This window comes from Paenibacillus haidiansis (assembly GCF_036553665.1).
Lineage (GTDB): Bacteria > Bacillota > Bacilli > Paenibacillales > Paenibacillaceae > Fontibacillus > Fontibacillus haidiansis.
This window is the reverse complement of record NZ_JAZHPZ010000011.1, coordinates 104,808-121,940: the sequence shown is the minus strand read 5'-3', so window position 1 is coordinate 121,940 and position 17,133 is coordinate 104,808. Positions and strand designations below refer to the sequence as shown.

Annotated in this window: 16 protein-coding genes and 3 tRNA genes; 8 read left to right on the top strand and 11 right to left on the bottom strand. The window is 51.9% G+C overall.

Features of this window, described 5'->3' with window-relative positions; all coding sequences use genetic code 11:
* Positions 1 to 105: 105 nt before the first annotated feature.
* The 5 genes from ispG to V3851_RS19370 form a co-directional block, all read right to left on the bottom strand.
* Positions 106 to 1,221 (bottom strand): flavodoxin-dependent (E)-4-hydroxy-3-methylbut-2-enyl-diphosphate synthase, encoded by a 1,116-nt coding sequence (gene ispG, locus V3851_RS19390; protein WP_331848206.1) that lies wholly within the window; start codon positions 1,219 to 1,221, stop codon positions 106 to 108.
* A 144-nt stretch (positions 1,222 to 1,365) separates the two neighbouring features.
* Positions 1,366 to 2,622: an ATP-dependent protease ATP-binding subunit ClpX gene (gene clpX / locus V3851_RS19385; protein WP_331848205.1), complete on the bottom strand. Its 1,257-nt coding sequence runs from the start codon at positions 2,620 to 2,622 to the stop codon at positions 1,366 to 1,368.
* Between the two features lie 12 nt (positions 2,623 to 2,634).
* Complete coding sequence (gene clpP / locus V3851_RS19380; RefSeq protein ID WP_331848204.1) at positions 2,635 to 3,225, bottom strand: ATP-dependent Clp endopeptidase proteolytic subunit ClpP; 591 nt, start codon at positions 3,223 to 3,225, stop codon at positions 2,635 to 2,637.
* 253 nt (positions 3,226 to 3,478) lie between these two features.
* On the bottom strand, positions 3,479 to 4,894 hold the full coding sequence (gene tig / locus V3851_RS19375; RefSeq protein WP_331848203.1) for a trigger factor: 1,416 nt from the start codon (positions 4,892 to 4,894) through the stop codon (positions 3,479 to 3,481).
* A gap of 199 nt (positions 4,895 to 5,093) precedes the next feature.
* A complete protein-coding gene (locus V3851_RS19370) occupies positions 5,094 to 5,924 on the bottom strand; it encodes a hypothetical protein (RefSeq protein WP_331848202.1) in 831 nt (276 codons plus the stop codon).
* Between the two features lie 384 nt (positions 5,925 to 6,308).
* Here V3851_RS19370 and V3851_RS19365 point away from each other — a divergent pair.
* A tRNA-Arg gene (locus tag V3851_RS19365) sits at positions 6,309 to 6,382 on the top strand.
* A gap of 705 nt (positions 6,383 to 7,087) precedes the next feature.
* On the opposite strand, the gene V3851_RS19360 is transcribed toward V3851_RS19365, so the two are convergent.
* Complete coding sequence (locus V3851_RS19360) at positions 7,088 to 8,044, bottom strand: L-lactate dehydrogenase (protein WP_331848201.1); 957 nt, start codon at positions 8,042 to 8,044, stop codon at positions 7,088 to 7,090.
* 324 nt (positions 8,045 to 8,368) lie between these two features.
* Between V3851_RS19360 and V3851_RS19355 the strand changes: the two genes are divergently transcribed.
* The 6 genes from V3851_RS19355 (at position 8,369) to V3851_RS19330 (ending at position 12,196) form a co-directional block, all read left to right on the top strand.
* Entirely contained in the window at positions 8,369 to 8,857 is a 489-nt protein-coding gene (locus V3851_RS19355) for a glutathione peroxidase (RefSeq protein ID WP_331848200.1), read from the top strand.
* 214 nt (positions 8,858 to 9,071) lie between these two features.
* On the top strand, positions 9,072 to 9,803 hold the full coding sequence (locus V3851_RS19350; RefSeq protein ID WP_331848199.1) for an ABC transporter ATP-binding protein: 732 nt from the start codon (positions 9,072 to 9,074) through the stop codon (positions 9,801 to 9,803).
* Positions 9,800 to 10,843, top strand: coding sequence for an ABC transporter permease (locus V3851_RS19345; protein ID WP_331848198.1), 1,044 nt, complete (start codon positions 9,800 to 9,802; stop codon positions 10,841 to 10,843). The genes V3851_RS19350 and V3851_RS19345 overlap by 4 nt, the downstream gene beginning before the upstream one ends.
* 68 nt (positions 10,844 to 10,911) lie before the next feature.
* Complete coding sequence (locus V3851_RS19340; protein ID WP_331848197.1) at positions 10,912 to 11,577, top strand: TetR/AcrR family transcriptional regulator; 666 nt, start codon at positions 10,912 to 10,914, stop codon at positions 11,575 to 11,577.
* A 94-nt stretch (positions 11,578 to 11,671) separates the two neighbouring features.
* The gene (locus tag V3851_RS19335; RefSeq protein ID WP_331848196.1) at positions 11,672 to 12,049 is read left to right on the top strand and encodes a PilZ domain-containing protein; all 378 of its coding nucleotides are present in this window, start codon (positions 11,672 to 11,674) and stop codon (positions 12,047 to 12,049) included.
* Between the two features lie 73 nt (positions 12,050 to 12,122).
* Positions 12,123 to 12,196: transfer RNA gene (locus tag V3851_RS19330), tRNA-Gly, on the top strand.
* Positions 12,197 to 12,437: 241 nt separating this feature from the next.
* Here the strand turns inward: V3851_RS19330 and V3851_RS19325 are convergent.
* The 5 genes from V3851_RS19325 to V3851_RS19305 form a co-directional block, all read right to left on the bottom strand.
* Positions 12,438 to 13,607, bottom strand: a complete 1,170-nt coding sequence (locus tag V3851_RS19325) for an MFS transporter (protein WP_331848195.1) — start codon at positions 13,605 to 13,607, stop codon at positions 12,438 to 12,440.
* A 71-nt stretch (positions 13,608 to 13,678) separates the two neighbouring features.
* The gene (locus V3851_RS19320; RefSeq protein ID WP_331848194.1) at positions 13,679 to 13,957 is read right to left on the bottom strand and encodes an ArsR/SmtB family transcription factor; all 279 of its coding nucleotides are present in this window, start codon (positions 13,955 to 13,957) and stop codon (positions 13,679 to 13,681) included.
* Between the two features lie 192 nt (positions 13,958 to 14,149).
* Positions 14,150 to 14,223 (bottom strand) — tRNA-Arg (locus V3851_RS19315).
* A gap of 96 nt (positions 14,224 to 14,319) precedes the next feature.
* A complete protein-coding gene (locus V3851_RS19310) occupies positions 14,320 to 14,712 on the bottom strand; it encodes a hypothetical protein (protein ID WP_331848193.1) in 393 nt (130 codons plus the stop codon).
* A gap of 20 nt (positions 14,713 to 14,732) precedes the next feature.
* Complete coding sequence (locus V3851_RS19305) at positions 14,733 to 15,053, bottom strand: hypothetical protein (protein WP_331848192.1); 321 nt, start codon at positions 15,051 to 15,053, stop codon at positions 14,733 to 14,735.
* A gap of 154 nt (positions 15,054 to 15,207) precedes the next feature.
* Between V3851_RS19305 and asnB the strand changes: the two genes are divergently transcribed.
* The gene (gene asnB, locus V3851_RS19300) at positions 15,208 to 17,052 is read left to right on the top strand and encodes an asparagine synthase (glutamine-hydrolyzing) (RefSeq protein ID WP_331848191.1); all 1,845 of its coding nucleotides are present in this window, start codon (positions 15,208 to 15,210) and stop codon (positions 17,050 to 17,052) included.
* Positions 17,053 to 17,133 lie beyond the last annotated feature (81 nt).

Sequence of the window (17,133 nt, the reverse complement as noted above, 5' to 3'; positions counted from 1 at the left end):
ATGGGAATCGCCGTTTGGGTATCGGAGATTTTCTGTCCTTAGAACGGATTAGCAGCAAAAAACCGCAAGCTGCATCTTCGCAGCTTGCGGTCGAAAAAAAGGCGTTTAATTTGACATCGCCCGGTGCTCCTTGCGCCCGGGAATTTCCCCGGTCGCTTCGTAGACCTCGACGATATGGTCGATTTCTTTTTTCAATTCGGAAACCAATTCGGCTTCCGGAACCTTGCGGATCATTTCTCCATAACGGAACAGCAGCCCTTCGCCTCTCGCTCCCGCAATCCCGATATCGGCTTCCCGCGCTTCGCCCGGCCCGTTTACGGCGCAGCCGAGAACCGATACTTTAATCGGCACTTTCAAATTCGCGATGTAATCCTCCACCTCATTTGCGATGGAAAACAGATCGATATCCAACCGTCCGCAGGTCGGGCAAGATATGAGCGTTGGCGCGTTGCTGATCAGCCCGAAAGTCTTCAACAGCTCGCGGGCCACCTTCACTTCCTCCACCGGGTCGGCGCTAAGCGAAATGCGCAGCGTCGAGCCGATGCCCATCGACAGCAGCGCCCCGATGCCGGCCGCGCTCTTGACGGTGCCCGAGAACAGGGTGCCGGCTTCCGTAATTCCTAGGTGCAGCGGATACGGAATGACTTCCGCCGCTTTGGTGTAAGCGGCGATCGCCATCGGCACATCCGAAGCCTTTAACGAAACGATAATATCATGGAAGTCCAGTTCCTCAAGGATGCCGATATGATACAAAGCGCTTTCCACCATCGCTTCCGGCGTCGGATAACCGTATTTCTCCAGCAGATGGCTTTCCAGTGAACCGGCGTTGACTCCGATCCGGATCGGAATGCCGCGCTCCTTGCAGGCCTTGACCACGGCCTCGACTTTTTCCCTGCGGCCGATGTTTCCCGGGTTGATCCGTATTTTGTCGATCCCGTTCTCAATGGCGAGAAGCGCCAATTTGTAGTTGAAATGAATGTCTGCTACGAGCGGAATATGAATCTGCTTCTTGATTTCCTTGATCGCCGCAGCCGCTTCCTCATTATTTACCGTCACGCGCACGACCTGGCAGCCCGCTTCCTCAAGCCGGAGGATTTCGGCTACCGTTGCGGCGACATCCGCCGTCTTGGTCGTACACATGCTCTGAATAATCACTTCGTTGCTGCCGCCGATCGTCAGATTGCCGACCTTGACCGGCCGCGTATCTTGTCTCAAGAACATCTCAGTTCTCCCCCCATCATGCCAAAGCCTCCTAATCTAATAAACATTCCCTAACATGGGAAAAGAAAGGTCCCATCAAAGAGACCTTTCCGCTGCAAAGGTGGTAATTTGGCATCTATATTGTCACGGATTGGCCCAAGGGCCTTACGCGCTCTCTTCTTGCTTCTTGTTCTTCTTGCCTTCCAGTTCGGGCGACGTTTTCTCCAGCACAACCTTCTCGGTGATGACGCAATCCGTAATATCGTCGCGGGAAGGAACTTCATACATCACGTCCAGCATAATGCCTTCAATGATGGCGCGAAGTCCGCGGGCGCCGGTATTTCGTTTAATCGCCTCACGGGCGATAGCGTCCAACGCTTTCGGCTCAAACGTCAAATTAACGTTATCCAGCTCGAGCAGCTTTTGGTACTGCTTCACCAGAGCGTTCTTCGGCTCGGCCAAAATACGAACCAACGTCTTCTCATCCAAAGGCTCCAATGTCGAGATGACCGGCAGACGGCCGACGAATTCCGGGATAAGCCCGAATTTCAGCAGATCCTCCGGCAACACCATCGACAAATACTCGCCGGGCTTCAAATCCTTTTGTCCATCGCTGGCCGCATTGAAACCGATGACCTTTTTGCCGATCCGGCGTTTGATCATTTGCTCTAGGCCGTCAAAGGCGCCGCCGCAAATGAACAGGATGTTCGTCGTATCGATTTGGATAAACTCCTGATGCGGATGCTTGCGTCCTCCTTGCGGCGGTACGGAAGCGACCGTACCTTCGAGAATTTTCAGCAAAGCCTGCTGTACGCCCTCACCCGAAACGTCGCGGGTAATGGACGGGTTCTCCGATTTGCGCGCCACTTTATCAATTTCGTCGATGTAAATAATGCCGCGTTCGGCTTTCTCCACATCGTAATCGGCGGCCTGGATCAGCTTCAGCAGAATGTTCTCCACGTCTTCACCGACATATCCGGCTTCCGTCAAGGAAGTCGCATCGGCGATCGCAAACGGTACGTTCAAAATTTTAGCCATCGTTTGCGCCAAAAGAGTTTTCCCCGAACCGGTAGGACCCAGCAGGAGAATATTGCTCTTTTGCAGCTCGACGTCTTCAATTTTGCTTTGCGTGTTGACGCGTTTGTAATGGTTGTAAACGGCAACGGAGAGCGACTTCTTCGCTTGCTCCTGGCCGATTACGTATTGATCGAGAATATCGCGGATTTCCTTCGGCTTCGGAATCTCCTTCAGATCGAGCTCTTCTTCATGCCCGAGCTCCTCTTCCACGATCTCCGTGCACAGTTCGATACATTCATCGCATATATAAACGCCCGGTCCGGCAACGAGTTTGCGGACTTGCTCCTGCGATTTGCCGCAGAACGAGCATTTCAATTGCCCTTTTTCATCGTTGAATTTAAACATGTAAACACCCCTTTAGGATTTAATCGGCTTCTCAATGACCTGGTCGATGATCCCGTAGGCCTTGGCCTCTTCCGCGCTCATAAAGAAGTCGCGGTCCGTATCGCGCTGGATTTTATCAAGGGGTTGCCCTGTGCGGTCCACATAGATTTGATTCAGCTTTTCCCGCGTCTTGATAATCCAGTCGGCATGGATTTTGATATCCGCCGCTTGCCCTTGTACCCCTCCGAGCGGTTGGTGAATCATCACTTCACTGTTCGGAAGCGCGAAACGTTTACCCGGGGCGCCTGCCGTCAGCAAAAGCGAGCCCATGCTGGCAGCCATTCCCACACAAATCGTTGATACATCAGGCTTAATATATTGCATTGTATCATATATACCCATGCCGGCGGTAACAGAACCACCCGGCGAATTGATGTAAAGATGAATATCCTTTTCCGGATCCTCCGCTGCCAGGAACAGCAGTTGGGCGATCACGAGATTGGCTACCTCATCATCAATCGCGTTGCTCAGGAAAATAATGCGATCCTTAAGCAGTCTCGAGTAAATATCGTAAGACCGTTCTCCCCGGTTAGTTTGTTCTACGACCATAGGAACCAGACTCATGTGACCAACCTCTTTTCTTTTTCAATTTCTCTGTTCCTAGAATATTTTATCACGTTCAAAGCGTCATGTCATTTTTCACACAATACAGTTTATGTCTAAGGGAATACATTATGTAACCGGCGGATTTTGCCAAAACCCATTGGAAATAAATGTATGTCCACAGTGACAAATTAAGGCACGCATTTAATTATACGTGCCTTAACATTTTGCCTTGTGTTATATGCCCGAAACTGCTTAACCGGAGGTAAACCGATTATTCTTCGCCTTGTTTGTCTTCAACCGCAGCTTCTTCGGCATCCGCCTTAGGTTCCGCTTTGGCCGCCTTCTTGGTAGACTTCTTAGCCGGTTTGGCTTCCTCGGATTTGCCGGCCTTTTCGGCAGGAACTTCCTTGGCATTATCAACCAGGAATTGAACCGTCTTGCGGATCATCACGTCGTCGTTCAAGCTGCCCAGCGAACCGTTCGAAGCGAGAATGTTGCGGATCTCTTCAGGAGAACGGCCGTAAGCTTTCGCCATATCCTCAAGCTCTTGCTCTACTTCTTCCTGGGACACTTCGATCTTCTCGACTTTGGCGATTTGCTCCAGAACCAGGTTGTTGCGGACGCGTTTTTCGGCGTCACCCTTCATTTGTTCTTGCAAATCTTCAACCGTTTGTCCGGAGAAACCAAGGAACATGTCCAGGTTCATCCCTTGAGCGCGAAGGCGGACATCGAAATCGCGGACCATGTTGTTGACTTCGCCTTGCACCATGGCTTCCGGAATTTCAACTTCGGCGTTTTCGCCGGCTTGATCAACGACAACTCTTTCGCGTTCCGCTTTGTTATCGGTTTCCTTGCGGGATTGAAGCTGTTTCTTCAGGTCTTCCTTGTACTCGTCAAGCGTATCGAATTCACTAACGTCCTTCGCAAACTCATCGTCCAATTCAGGAAGCTGCTTGCGCTTGATTTCATGAACTTTTACTTTGAATACGGCTTCTTTGCTGGCCAATTCTTCGGCATGATAAGTTTCAGGGAACGTAACGGTTACGTCCTTGAAGTCGCCGGTTGCAAGTCCCACCACTTGCTCTTCGAAACCAGGGATGAACGTGTTGCTGCCAAGCTCCAGCGAGTAACGCTCCGCTTTGCCGCCTTCGAACGGAACGCCGTCCACGGATCCGTCAAAGTCGATAACGACGGTATCGCCGTTTTGTGCCGCTTCTTCATCAATCACAACGAGTTCGGCATGACGCTCTTGCATACGGTTCAGCTCTTCGTTCAGTTCTTCTTCAGATACTTCGGTGTCGGCTGCAGGAACTTCGATTCCTTTGTAATCGCCGAGCTTCACTTCAGGTTTTACCGTTACTTTTGCTTTAAATTTGAAAGGTTGTCCCTTAGCGAATTGTTCCACGTCCACTTCCGGGCGGTCTACCGGGAAGATATCCGTTTGATCAACCGCTTCGGTATAAACTTCAGGAAGCAAAATATCGATGGCGTCTTGGTACAGGCTTTCCACGCCGAAACGGGATTCAAAAATCACCCGAGGCACTTTACCTTTGCGGAAACCAGGTACGTTTACTTTCTTTACTACCTTTTGAAAAGCTTTATCCAGTGCAGCGGCTACACGTTCCGCTTCCACTTCGACCTCAAGAACGCCGAGGTTCTTCTCTATTTTTTCCCAAGTTGCTTTCATTTTATGCTTTCCCCTCCAAATATCACATATACTTAATATACTGAAACCAAATCGCGCGATAAAGCAGCTATCTTGGTTCCAGTATAGCTGTCCTTAGTCCACGATCAGAATAACCACTATATTATAAACAACAATACGCCTTTTTACAAGAGTCGTTAAAGAACCATACTTGGACATGCTTCCCAACACGCCAAAAAATCTACATGCCCAACCCGGCCGTAACAAACTGGCGCATCGATCGGTAAGCCTGTTCGTAACGCAGACGCATGCTGTCGGTTATGCCGTAAAGGCCGCGGATTTCCTCCTCACTGATTCCCGTAGGCAGCGTATCTGCCACTGTCTGATGCAGGACTGCCGCCCATATATCGATAATGGCATCTTCTTCGCTTAACAAGGAATTGTAATCCATCGTGCCGTAAATGGCCATCACAAACTGATTCCAGAGCTCTTGGGCAAAATAAAATAGGGTCGGTTCGTGCACCTGGGTCTGATCTCCGACGCGTTCCAAGACGGCCTGAACAGGCGGCGGGAAATCCTCCGGCTTGATGGGGACCGCTTCAATCTCGATCTCCACAGGCTCGCTAAATCGGGTAAAAGATACCGTGCCCTGGGTTCCCCGGCGGCGCAAGATTTGCAGCACCCGATATTGTAAAAGAGGATGCAGATCTTTGTGCTGAAGCCAATCGATCAACGCTTCATCGACTTCGGGCCTGTCCAAATAGGCGAGCTGTTCCAGCGCCAAGAAGGTCTGCTCATTCAGCGGTTGTTCCGTTACTTTGCGCAGCAGCTTATCAGCATAGTCCGCATCTTCCGCCAGCTTCGCTTCCACATGCCGTCTTGCCATGGCCTCCTCGCCCTCTTCATCATCCTCGGAAGGCCCCGCGCCATCGCTCTGCAACATGGGAAAAGCGTCCGTCAACCAATCCAGCAGCGCCTGCCATTCCTGATAAAGCCGCGGGTCCTGACCTTGGCATTGCAGCAAAAACTTCAACAAATTCGCCGCTTCGCCGTATCGCTCCGTCTCCAGCATTCTTGTCAGCTCTATTTGATAAAAATCCAATGTTTTTGGAAATAAAACGATGTTGTCCTTGTCGCTTGGATGATTACCTTTGCTAATAAGGGCACCTCCTTGTCATCCGGTCGAATTCATCTGAGATTATAGCATAGAGTAGAAAGAAGGCAAAAATCGGGCTTATAAGGAAGAACTGAGCGCGGAAATGAAGAGGAGCCCGGACGCGGACAGAACCGGGGGAACAAGGCCCGAATGTGAAAAACAAATTTAGTAAATTATCATGCAAAGGCTGTGGCGATCGCTGCAACCGAACCAATTACTTATGTACCTTAAATTAACCTATTGCACATCCTGGCTAGCTGTGATAAAATATTTTTTGCTTCTGTTTTTTATATTTTTTATGTCCCAGTAGCTCAGCTGGATAGAGCAACGGCCTTCTAAGCCGTCGGTCGGGGGTTCGAATCCCTCCTGGGACGTATGTATTTGAGCCGGTTCAATGAACCGGCTCTTGTTACGTCTAAGGGAAGAGAACCCCGATGGGGTTCGGCGGAGTGAGATGGACAGCGCAAAGCCGTCCTGGGACGTATATTCAAAGCTCTCCTGTAAGGAGAGCTTTTTTTGTGTCTCAGAGAGTGAGAGCCCCCGTGGGGGGCGGCGAAGCGAGACGGAATGCGCTAAGGAAGGTCGCATAAAGTGCAATATTTTTATATGCTAATTGGCCGGAAACCGAGAATCTTGCATAATGTGCAACAAAATGGACGAATTCGCTTAGATAATTTTGAATATGTGCAGAAATATTATAAAAGGTACAGCATTTCCTTCAACTTTGTTCAATTTATCAGAAAATGTTGCATTTTTTACAATTTGGGCTGTCCTTCTTGAGCGGAAATTTGTAAGGGACATGAATGACCATTAGAAGTGATTTTTCGCAGTTTTGGATCATTAACGGACGTGTGTGACCGTTAGAAAGAAAATCCCCCTTTTGAAACCACGCTTTTTGTATCTAATGGACATTAGTGACCGTTAAAAGTTGCAGGGATTAATTTTGACCCTTTAACGGTCATTAATGACCGTTAAAGGCCTCGATATTTAGTAGCAAAGAGTGACCGTTCGTTAGCTTCTCAGTCTTCTCAGGCGTATAGCGTCGTCTGAATATATCTCTGTGCAGAAGGAATAGCCGATTACCCGAGACCGGGCAGGCTCTCGATCGCGCGGCGCAATATCACACAGGAGTGATCGAACTTCCGTTGCTCCTCCGGCGTAAGGTTAAGTTCGAGCACTTCGAGGATGCCGCCTTCCCCGATGATGGCGGGCACGCCGACACAAACGCCGGTTTGTCCGTATTCCCCTTCCAGAATGACGGAGATCGCGATGATTTTGTGATCATCGTTCAAGATCGAACGCACGATATAGGCCAGGGCGTTGCCGATCCCGAACTGTGTGTTGCCCTTCCGCGTAAAAATCTCCCACCCCGCATCCTTTGTTTTTCGCGCGATTTCGTCCAAATCGACATCCTTGAACCGCTCCTTATGCTGTTCCAATATTTGCAGCATCGGTTTGCCCCCGATGGTTACATGGGACCAGGCGACGAACTGGGATTCGCCGTGTTCACCGAGCGCATATCCGTTTACGCTCCGCGGATCGATGGAGAAAACGTCGGACAACAGGGTTTTCAGGCGGGCCGAGTCCAGTGAGGTTCCGGTGCCGATGACTTTATGGCGCGGGAAGCCGGACACTTCCCGGACGATATAAGTCACGATATCGACCGGATTGGCCGCGACGACGAATACGCCGTCAAACCCGCTGTTCATGATCCGGGTGACGATGTCTCTGGTAATTTTCTCGGCTTCCTCCAGCACATCGAGCCGTGTCTGCCCTTGCTTCGGGTTCGCCCCGGCGGTGAGGACGACGACATCCACATCGCGGCAATCCTCCAGATAGCCGGCATGGACTTTCGTGCGAGTGGACGTAAAGTCCATGCAATGCGACAAGTCAAGCGCCTGGGCGACCGCTCGATCAAAGGTGCGGTCGACCATAATGATTTCGTCGCAAACCGACTGATTAATCATGGAATATGCACAAGCCGCGCCGACGAGGCCGGAACCGACGATCGTGACCTTTCTGGTTTTTCTAGCCATTTTCCGCCTCCAATTATCAAATTCTCCCCAAATTATAACCGCATTCGGGATGTACATACCAATGATTTGCTTTCAAGTTTTCAAGCTTTCAAGCTTTCATACTTTTGCGCTTTCACGCCTTCAAGCTTTTACACAATACGTCATACGCAACACGGTTTGCACAACACAGTTTATGCAATACCTTTTACACATCCAACATAACTAATATGAGGGTTACCTATCGATAAATTTATTGCCAAGCAGATCCTTTTCTCCAGTTAAATTGAGTTCTGCCCGAGATATCAGTTAAAATTGTAAATATTGAATTTTAAGGAGGCGGAAGCTATGAACGAGACGATCTATGATTTCAAGGTGATGACGATCAATGGCGAGAACACTACGCTTGCGGATTACAAAGGCCAGGTTCTGCTTATCGTCAATACTGCCAGCGCCTGCGGCCTGACACCGCACTACAAAGGGCTGCAGAGCCTTTACGACACTTACAAGGAACGGGGATTTACCGTACTCGGATTTCCATGCAACCAATTCGCAGGCCAGGAGCCGGGAACCGAGGAAGAAATCAAAACCTTCTGCGAGTTAAACTATCAAGTGACTTTTCCGATGTTCAGCAAAATCGATGTCAAAGGGGAGCATGCCCACCCCCTCTACAAATACCTTGTGGAGAACGTGCCGGAGCCGTACCGGACGGGCGATATTGAATGGAATTTCGTGAAATTTCTCATCGACCGGGAGGGACGTATCGTGAAGCAATATAGCGCCCGCACCGAGCCGGAGCAGCTTGAGCCGGATATCCAACAATTGCTGAACAAATAAGCCAAAAAGGGCCATCTCGGCTATTTTCAGCTTAATCCTGACGCCCAGAAATCGTTGCACCCAAACAGCAGAACGTGTTTATCACGTCGCTTCGGGTTGCGGCGATTTTTGCGTATATTTCCTATCGCGGAGGAGCCGCTATTTACAGGGGAATAAGTGAGGCATATAATGATAGTGAGTACTCACTCATTTTTTTATAAAAGGAGGCAGTTCCATGTCTCGAAATATTTCGGTAATCCAAGCAACCCATGTCAGTAAGCGTTTTGGAAAAAAGACCGTGCTCGAGGATATTTCTTTGGAGGTCCGCCCGGCGGAAACGTTCGGCCTGCTGGGACCGTCCGGCTCCGGCAAAACGACGCTGGTCAAGCTGCTGACCGGCATCGATACCGTCAGCGGCGGCGAGGTTCGCGTGTTCGGCACGGTGATGCCGAAGCTCGGCATGATGCGCAGCATCGGATATATGGCGCAATCCGACGCGCTTTACAATGAGCTCAGCGCATGGGAGAATCTCCAATTTTTCGCCGCTCTTTACGGGTTAAAAGGGGCGCGCCGGAAGATGCGGATTCAGGAGGTCATGGAGATCGTCGATCTTAGCGGTCATTTACACAAGCGCGTGGATCAATATTCGGGTGGCATGAAGCGCCGGCTGTCGCTGGCGATCGCGCTGCTGCACGAGCCGCCGCTGCTCGTCCTCGACGAGCCGACCGTCGGGATCGACCCGTTGCTGCGGCAATCGATCTGGGGCGAGCTTAAAGCGCTGAACGAGAAAGGCACCACGATTCTGATGACGACGCATGTGATGGATGAAGCGGAGAAATGCGACCGTCTCGGCATGATCCGCGGCGGATCGCTGCTGGCCGTCGATACGCCGGAGGCGCTGATCGCGCAAGCGGGCAAGCGCTCACTGGAAGAGTCATTCATCCACTACGGAGGAGGAGAATCATGAAGATCTGGGCGATTATTCTGCGCATTCTCCGGCAATTCCGCCGCGACAAGCGGACGCTGGCCTTGATGCTCATTGCCCCGCTCCTTGTGCTGTGGCTAATGGATCTCGTATTCAGCGGCAAGGCTTACGAACCGAACCTCGGCGTCGTGCAAGTTCCCCAGCCGATGATCGCGAGTCTGGAGCAGCACGGAGGGAAGATTTTTACTTATCCGAATAAAAAGGAAGCGGAAGAAGCCCTCGACAAACGGACGATCGATGCGATCATTGCTCCGGAAAACACGGAAAATGGTATAGGTCTCGCCGTGGAGCTGGAGGGCAGCGAGCCGTCGGTCAATAAAGCCGTGCTGATGCTGCTGCAGCAGGTCGGAGAAGCGTTCCAGCCCGACGCGGCGGCCGGGGGCAAATTTAACATAACCTATCTGCACGGGTCGGCGGATATGGCGAGCATCGATCAGTTCGGTCCGATCCTGATCGGGTTTTTCGTCTTTTTTTTCGTGTTTCTCATCGCCGGCGTATCGTTCCTGCGCGAGCGGACGACCGGCACACTGGAGCGCCTCTTGTCGACTCCTTTGAAACGTTGGGAGCTCGTGGTCGGATATGTTGGCGGCTTCGGCATCTTCACCGTGCTGCAGGCGCTGCTGATTTCCTGGTTCTGCGTTCAGGTGCTGGGCATCCTGATGACCGGCTCGTTTATGTTCGTGCTGCTGCTTACGCTGCTTCTGTCGATGACCGCGCTGACCCTGGGCATCCTGCTGTCCGCCTTTGCGGGCAACGAGCTGCAGATGATTCAATTCATTCCGCTCGTTATCGTGCCGCAATTGTTCCTGTCGGGGCTGTTCCCGCTGGATACGCTTCCCGAGTGGCTGCAGCGGCTCAAAATCATCATGCCGCTGACATACGGCACCGATGCGCTCGGCGACGTCATGATCCGCGGCAAGGGATGGGATGCGATTGCCGGCAACGTATTCGTGCTTATCGGTTTCTCGCTGCTGTTCATGCTTTTGAACGTGCTCGCCTTGCGCAAGCATCGCAAGATTTAAGGATAACCCGTACGTTATGTTAAACTGTTGATATAGTAGAATTACGCCGTGCAGGAGGAATCATTGTTATGCCGCAGCAGGAACCCGTCGATCAATGGATTCAGGAACTGATCAATATGGGCGACGAAAAGATGACTGAAAAACAGCTCAAAATCGTGCAGGCCGCCGTGGAGGTTTTCGCCGAGAAAGGATATGCCTCCTCCTCGACCAGCGAGATCGCCCAAAAGGCTGGAGTGGCCGAGGGGACGATTTTTCGCCATTACAAGACGAAGAAGGACTTGCTGATCTCCATCGTATCACCGATGATGAGCAAGCTGCTCGCCCCTTTTGTGCTGAACGACTTCAAGGAAGTATTGGAGGGCGAGTTTCCGACGTTGGAGGGTTTCCTGTATGCCGTTGCGGTCAACCGGCTCCATTTCGCCCGCAAGCATCTCAAAATCATCAAAATTTTGCTGCAGGAAATTCCTTTTCAACCCGTACTTCAAGAGGAGTTCAAACAGCATATCGCTCGGAGAGTCATCGGCCGGTTTACGGAAATTATCGAGCATTTCAAAGCAAAGGGCGAGGTGATCGACATGCCGACCCCGGTACTGCTGCAGTTTGCCATATCGGCCATGATCGGGCTGTTCATCACTCATTTTATAATTTTGCCCGATCAACCATGGGATGAGGAACAGGAAATCCGCCATACGGTCAACCTCATTCTGCATGGCATGAGCGCTCCGCAATTATGAAAATATTTAAAATTTGGGGCGATCGAATCATGACTTTCGCCCCTTTTTTAGGTATAATTTTTCAAACATCATGATTTAGCCGGAGGTTTCGTTCATGCCGACAAAAAGAAAAGACCCGTTTCGCTATACTCTGAAGCAGCCGCTATCCTGCCGGATCGAAATCAAAACGATTGATCAGAAACCGGTAAGCAGCAAGCCGGCCGAGGCCGAATTGATCGACATCAGCAAATCGGGATGCCGGATTCGGACAAATTTGAATTTGCAGGCGGAAAATTACCGGATCGAAGCGGCCGTTCACGTACAATTAAACGAAAACATGCTGGTATTCCCGGGGGAAATCCTATGGCAGCAACAATTGGCGGATTCCTTCTTTCATTATGGAATGCAATTGGAGCTGAACGCCGAAGAAAAAGAGAACCTGAACGCGGAATTGCGGCTGCTTGCCGGGGCTCAGCGTATCATCGTTATGTAGCCGGCGGGCCGTCGTTTTTAACACGGAGGCTTGAAATTATTTTTGAACGTGCTATAATAAAAATCTAGCCAATGCGGGTGTAGTTCAATGGTAGAATGCCAGCTTCCCAAGCTTGAGGCGAGGGTTCGATTCCCTTCACCCGCTCCATATTACATAATCAACCCTTTGGAATCCCAAAGGGTTTTATTTTTGTCCGAAAAAGAACCGCCGCTTCCGCTGTTCCGAGGTTCGGTGTGTGAAGCTCTCGGGCACGAGAAATACCCTTGAGCCTCCTTCTGAATATTACCATCACCGACCGGACCGACCGCACTAGCGGCGGTCAGCGCCTCATCTAGATCGCACTCTGGAGATATACCTGAAACCGGTGAGGGCAATCCTGAAGAACCGGTTAAGCTGTTTCAATAGCAGCCTTACGGGCCTTGACCTTAAACATGAACAAAACCGCTAACATGGCAATGAATACTCCGGCGACACCAAACCAGGTGATGGAGCTCAAGGAGACATGGGTGACAGCGATCCCGCCAACTCCGGCCCCTGCAGCCATGGAGAGCTGCATGGTGGACTGATTCAGGCTGAGCATAACCCCTGAGGACTCCGGCATCACGGTGACCAGGTTGTACTGCTGAGTCGGACCCGTACTCCAAGCGGCAAAGGACCAAAGAATCAAAAATAGGAATAGCATCGGGATGGACTGGGCGACAAACGGCAGCACAGCCAATGAAAACAAATGCAGCCCCATGCCTCCAATCAGAGTTGCAGCTATGCCCCGCTTGTCGGCACTGTAGCCCCCTACCTTCGATCCAAATAAGCTGGCGATCCCGAAAGCAAGCAGTGCTGCGCTTAACAAACCCTCCGGAATTTTAGCGAATTCGAGCAAATAAGGCGAAATATACGTATAAGCAATCGAATACCCACCGAGCCAGAAGAAGGTGATGGTAAGACCTAGCGCCACTTTAGGATTCTTTAAAAGGGCAAATTGCTTAAGCAGAGGAACCGGTGCATCTCCCTGCACAGGAGGAATGGCTAAAGCAAGAATTAACATTGCCAGAAGTCCGGCTAATCCGATACCAAGGAATACTGCCTTCCAGTCCAAAGCGGATGCTATGATCCGGCCAAGAGGAACGCCGATAATCAGCGAAGCTGTGAATCCCATTGTGACCGTCGCAATCGAGCTCGCCTGTTTGCCCGGAGGGGCGATTTTTGCAGCAATGCTGAGCGCGGTGACGACCACGGTCCCTGCTCCGAGCGCCATAACGATCCGTGCAGCCAAGAAGAGCTCAAAGCTGGACAGAGCAAAGGACAATAGGTTCCCTACAATGAATAGTCCGAGCGCATACAGCATGAGCTTGCGTCTATCCAGCTTTGCTGTAGCGGCCATAATGATAGGTGTGCCGATCGCATAGGCTAAAGAAAATACCGTAATCAGCTGGCCTGCGACGGCAACGCTAACTCCCATCGCAGCGGCAATCTGGTCCAAAATACCGGAAATGATATATTCCGAAGTACCTACCAGAAAGCTGACCAGTGCTAACACATACACTTTCCATACACTTGCCATGAACTAAAACCTCTTTTCCTATAAGTTTTTATATTTCTACAAATATCGAAATTAAAGGCAAAAAAAAGATGTTATTTAAGCAGATAAGAGGCATATTTCTCTGCAACTTCGCGATCCAGGCTGTAGTAAATAAACGTTCCCTCTTTCCGTGAAGTCAGCAGTCCGGACTCTGCCATTTGCTTCAGGTGATGGGAAAGTGTAGATATGGCCACAGACTTCAATTTGTCGCCCAGCACAGAACAGCATTGGTCGCTTTCCTCTTGTAGCAGCAGAGCGATCTTTAACCGGGTTGGTTCTCCAAGTGCCTTATAGACCTTTACGGCTTGCTGCATATCGGCTTGTTCATTCATCTTGGGTGCGCTCCTTCCTGCATGGCTTTAATTTCGATATTTATCGAAATTAATGTAACACAGCCGGATAGAAATGTAAAGGCGCTTTTCCCTATCTTTTAGATAAAGGAGGCTTAAGGAATTTTCCTCTATCAGCTCTTCATAGCTCAGGGAAATGAAAAAAAAGCTCTCCGATGACGGAGAGCTTTGCTACGTCCCAGGAACGATTCGAACGCTCGACCGACGGCTTAGAAGGCCGTTGCTCTATCCAACTGAGCTACTGGGACATATGATATGTAAAAAGGATGCGTTAATTATTATAACGCATCCTTTGTATTTTTCAAAGGGGTTATATTTGACGAAAAATAACCTCTGCCGAAAGGTTACCGGGGTAATTCGCGGCGTAACCGCGCGGCGATCCCTTCATGCGCCAGCAGGCGCTGTTTGAACTCTTCCCTCTGCCGCTCCGGCGCGGGCCAGCCCGAATCGCAGAAATCCTCCTCGGCGACGACCGCGGTGGCTTGATGCATATTGTTGTCGAACCAGTCCGTCTCCAGGTCGGCGTCGCTGCGGATCATGCGGATTATTTCGTAGCCGTCGCCCGCCTCCTCGCCCGTTCCGGCAGCCGTATCCCCGCCCAGCCCCCGGCTGGAGGCAGCGATATAAACAAACAGATCGGGATCGTTCACCGCTCCCGGCCTGACTTGAATCTCCGCGCAGGGAATTCCGTTATATTCAGTCATCCTTCTAAACGTAGCATCTTTTATATAATACATCTTTCGTTAAACGCCCCCTCTTATCCTTGCTCCGTTTCCAAACCCAAGGAACGCCCGAGTTGGCTTCGCGTCTCTTCCGTTCCGAGCCGGTAAATCTCCCGATACAATTGATCGATATTGCTCTGATAGCTCGCATTGACATCACCCTCGGGCGAATCCGGCCATGGCCAAGTATAGGCCAAAAAACCGCTCACTTCTTTTTCATCAATTTGCTCCAACATATGACTTATCGTGTCAGCTTCCTCCGGCGTCGCCCGGATCGTCCACTCGTATCCCGATGCGCCCTGCTCCTCCAGCAAAGAGCGTCCCTGCAGCGAGACATAATACGTTTTCTTTTCCATTCTCCAATCCCTCCTTATCTGGGGAAAGTCCCTCTTTTCATTATAGTTTTCGTTTGGGGACAGACATTTTATGCCCATGCCAGGCATAATTTGTTAATACTTTTCACATGAGCGAAAAGAGCGCGGAAGCCAGCATAGAGAGGAGAAACCCAAGATGTGCGGAATCACCGGATTTATCGAATGGAATCGAGATTTGACGACAGAGCTGGACCTGGTGCTGTCGATGACATCCTGTCTTGAAAAAAGAGGGCCGGACGCCCAGGGAACCTGGATTTCCGGCCCCTGCGCCTTCGGCCACCGCCGCCTGAGCGTCATGGATCCCGAAAACGGGGCCCAGCCGATGATTATCCAGGAGGAGGATGCCACATATACGATTGTATATAACGGAGAGATTTACAATGCGCCTGAATTAAAAGACGAGCTGCGCAGACGAGGCCGCCATTTCCGGACGAATTGCGATACGGAGGTGCTGCTGCAGGCTTATATCGAGTGGGGGCCGGATTGCGTCTACCGGCTGAACGGAATCTTTGCGTTTGCGATATGGGACAGCGACAAACAGCATGTGTTTTTCGCCCGTGACCGGCTCGGCGTTAAACCGCTGTTTTACAGCGAGGTCGGCGGGGGGCTCATCTTCGCCTCGGAGCCGAAATCTATGCTCCAGCACCCCAAACTGGAAGCCACCGTCGGCCCGGAAGGACTGGCGGAAATCTTCGTGATCGGACCGGCGCGTACGCCGGGGCACGGGGTGTATCAAAACATAAACGAGCTGCGGCCCGGCCATGCCGCGATCTTCAGCCGTTCGGGCTTCAGGCCGTACGCCTATTGGCAGCTCGAAGCCGAGCCCCACGGGGACTCGGTCGACGAGACGGCCGCGAATATCCGCAGCCTGCTCCAGGACACGCTGGAACGCCAACTGCTGTCGGACGTTCCAGTCTGCACCCTGCTGTCCGGCGGGCTGGATTCCAGCGCCCTGACGGCGCTGGCCGTCGAATATTACCGCCGGACCGGCCAGGGTCAGGTGCATACGTACTCGGTGGATTACGTTGACAACGATAAATTTTTTCAAGCCCACAGCTTTCAGCCAGGCGCCGATGCGCCCTGGATCAAGCGCATGGTGGAAGAGCTCGGAACCGAGCATCATTGGATCACCTTCGACACGCCCGAGCTGATCGGCGCGCTGCCGGACTCCACCGTCGCCCGCGATCTGCCCGGCATGGCGGATGTCGACGCCTCGCTGCTGCTGTTTTGCCGGGAGATCAAGAAAGGGGCGACCGTGGCCATCTCCGGGGAAGCCGCCGACGAAGTGTTCGGCGGGTACCCATGGTTCCACCGCGATGAGCTGCTCCGCTCCGGCACCTTCCCCTGGTCCGTGGCTACCGGCCTCAGGGCCGGCCTGCTGTCGCCGGAAATCCGCGACTGGATCAAGCCGGAGCAATACGTAGCGGACCGGTACAGCGAAGCGCTCGGCGAGGTGCCGCATCTGGAAGGGGAAACGGAAGAGCAGGCCTTGATGAGAACGATGTCGTACCTGAACATCACCCGGTTCATGCCGACCCTGCTCGACCGGAAGGACCGGATGAGCATGGCCGCCGGACTCGAGGTCCGCGTCCCGTATTGCGACCACCGGCTGGTCCAGTACGTATGGAACATTCCCTGGGAGATCAAAACGACCGGCGGCCGGGAAAAGGGCATCCTGCGTAAAGCATTGGAGGGCGTCCTCCCGGACGATGTCCTGTACCGCAAAAAGAGCCCTTATCCGAAAACCCACAACCCCGCCTACCTGGAGGCGGTAAAGGGGCAAATGCTGGAGATCCTCGACAATCCATCATCGCCGATCCTGCCGCTCATCGACGCGGCCCGGATTCGCGAAATCGCCGCCTCGCCGGAATCATCAACGAATCTGCCCTGGTTCGGCCAGCTCATGTCCGGGCCGCAATTGTTCGCCTATCTGGCCCAGGTCAACCATTGGCTGACCACGTACCGCGTCGCGATCCGGTGACAAGGCCTGGCGTGACGGCCCGGCTACTCACTCTTCGCGCTCCGGAAAATAGCGGCCTTTTGGGCCGCTATTTTGCCCAGA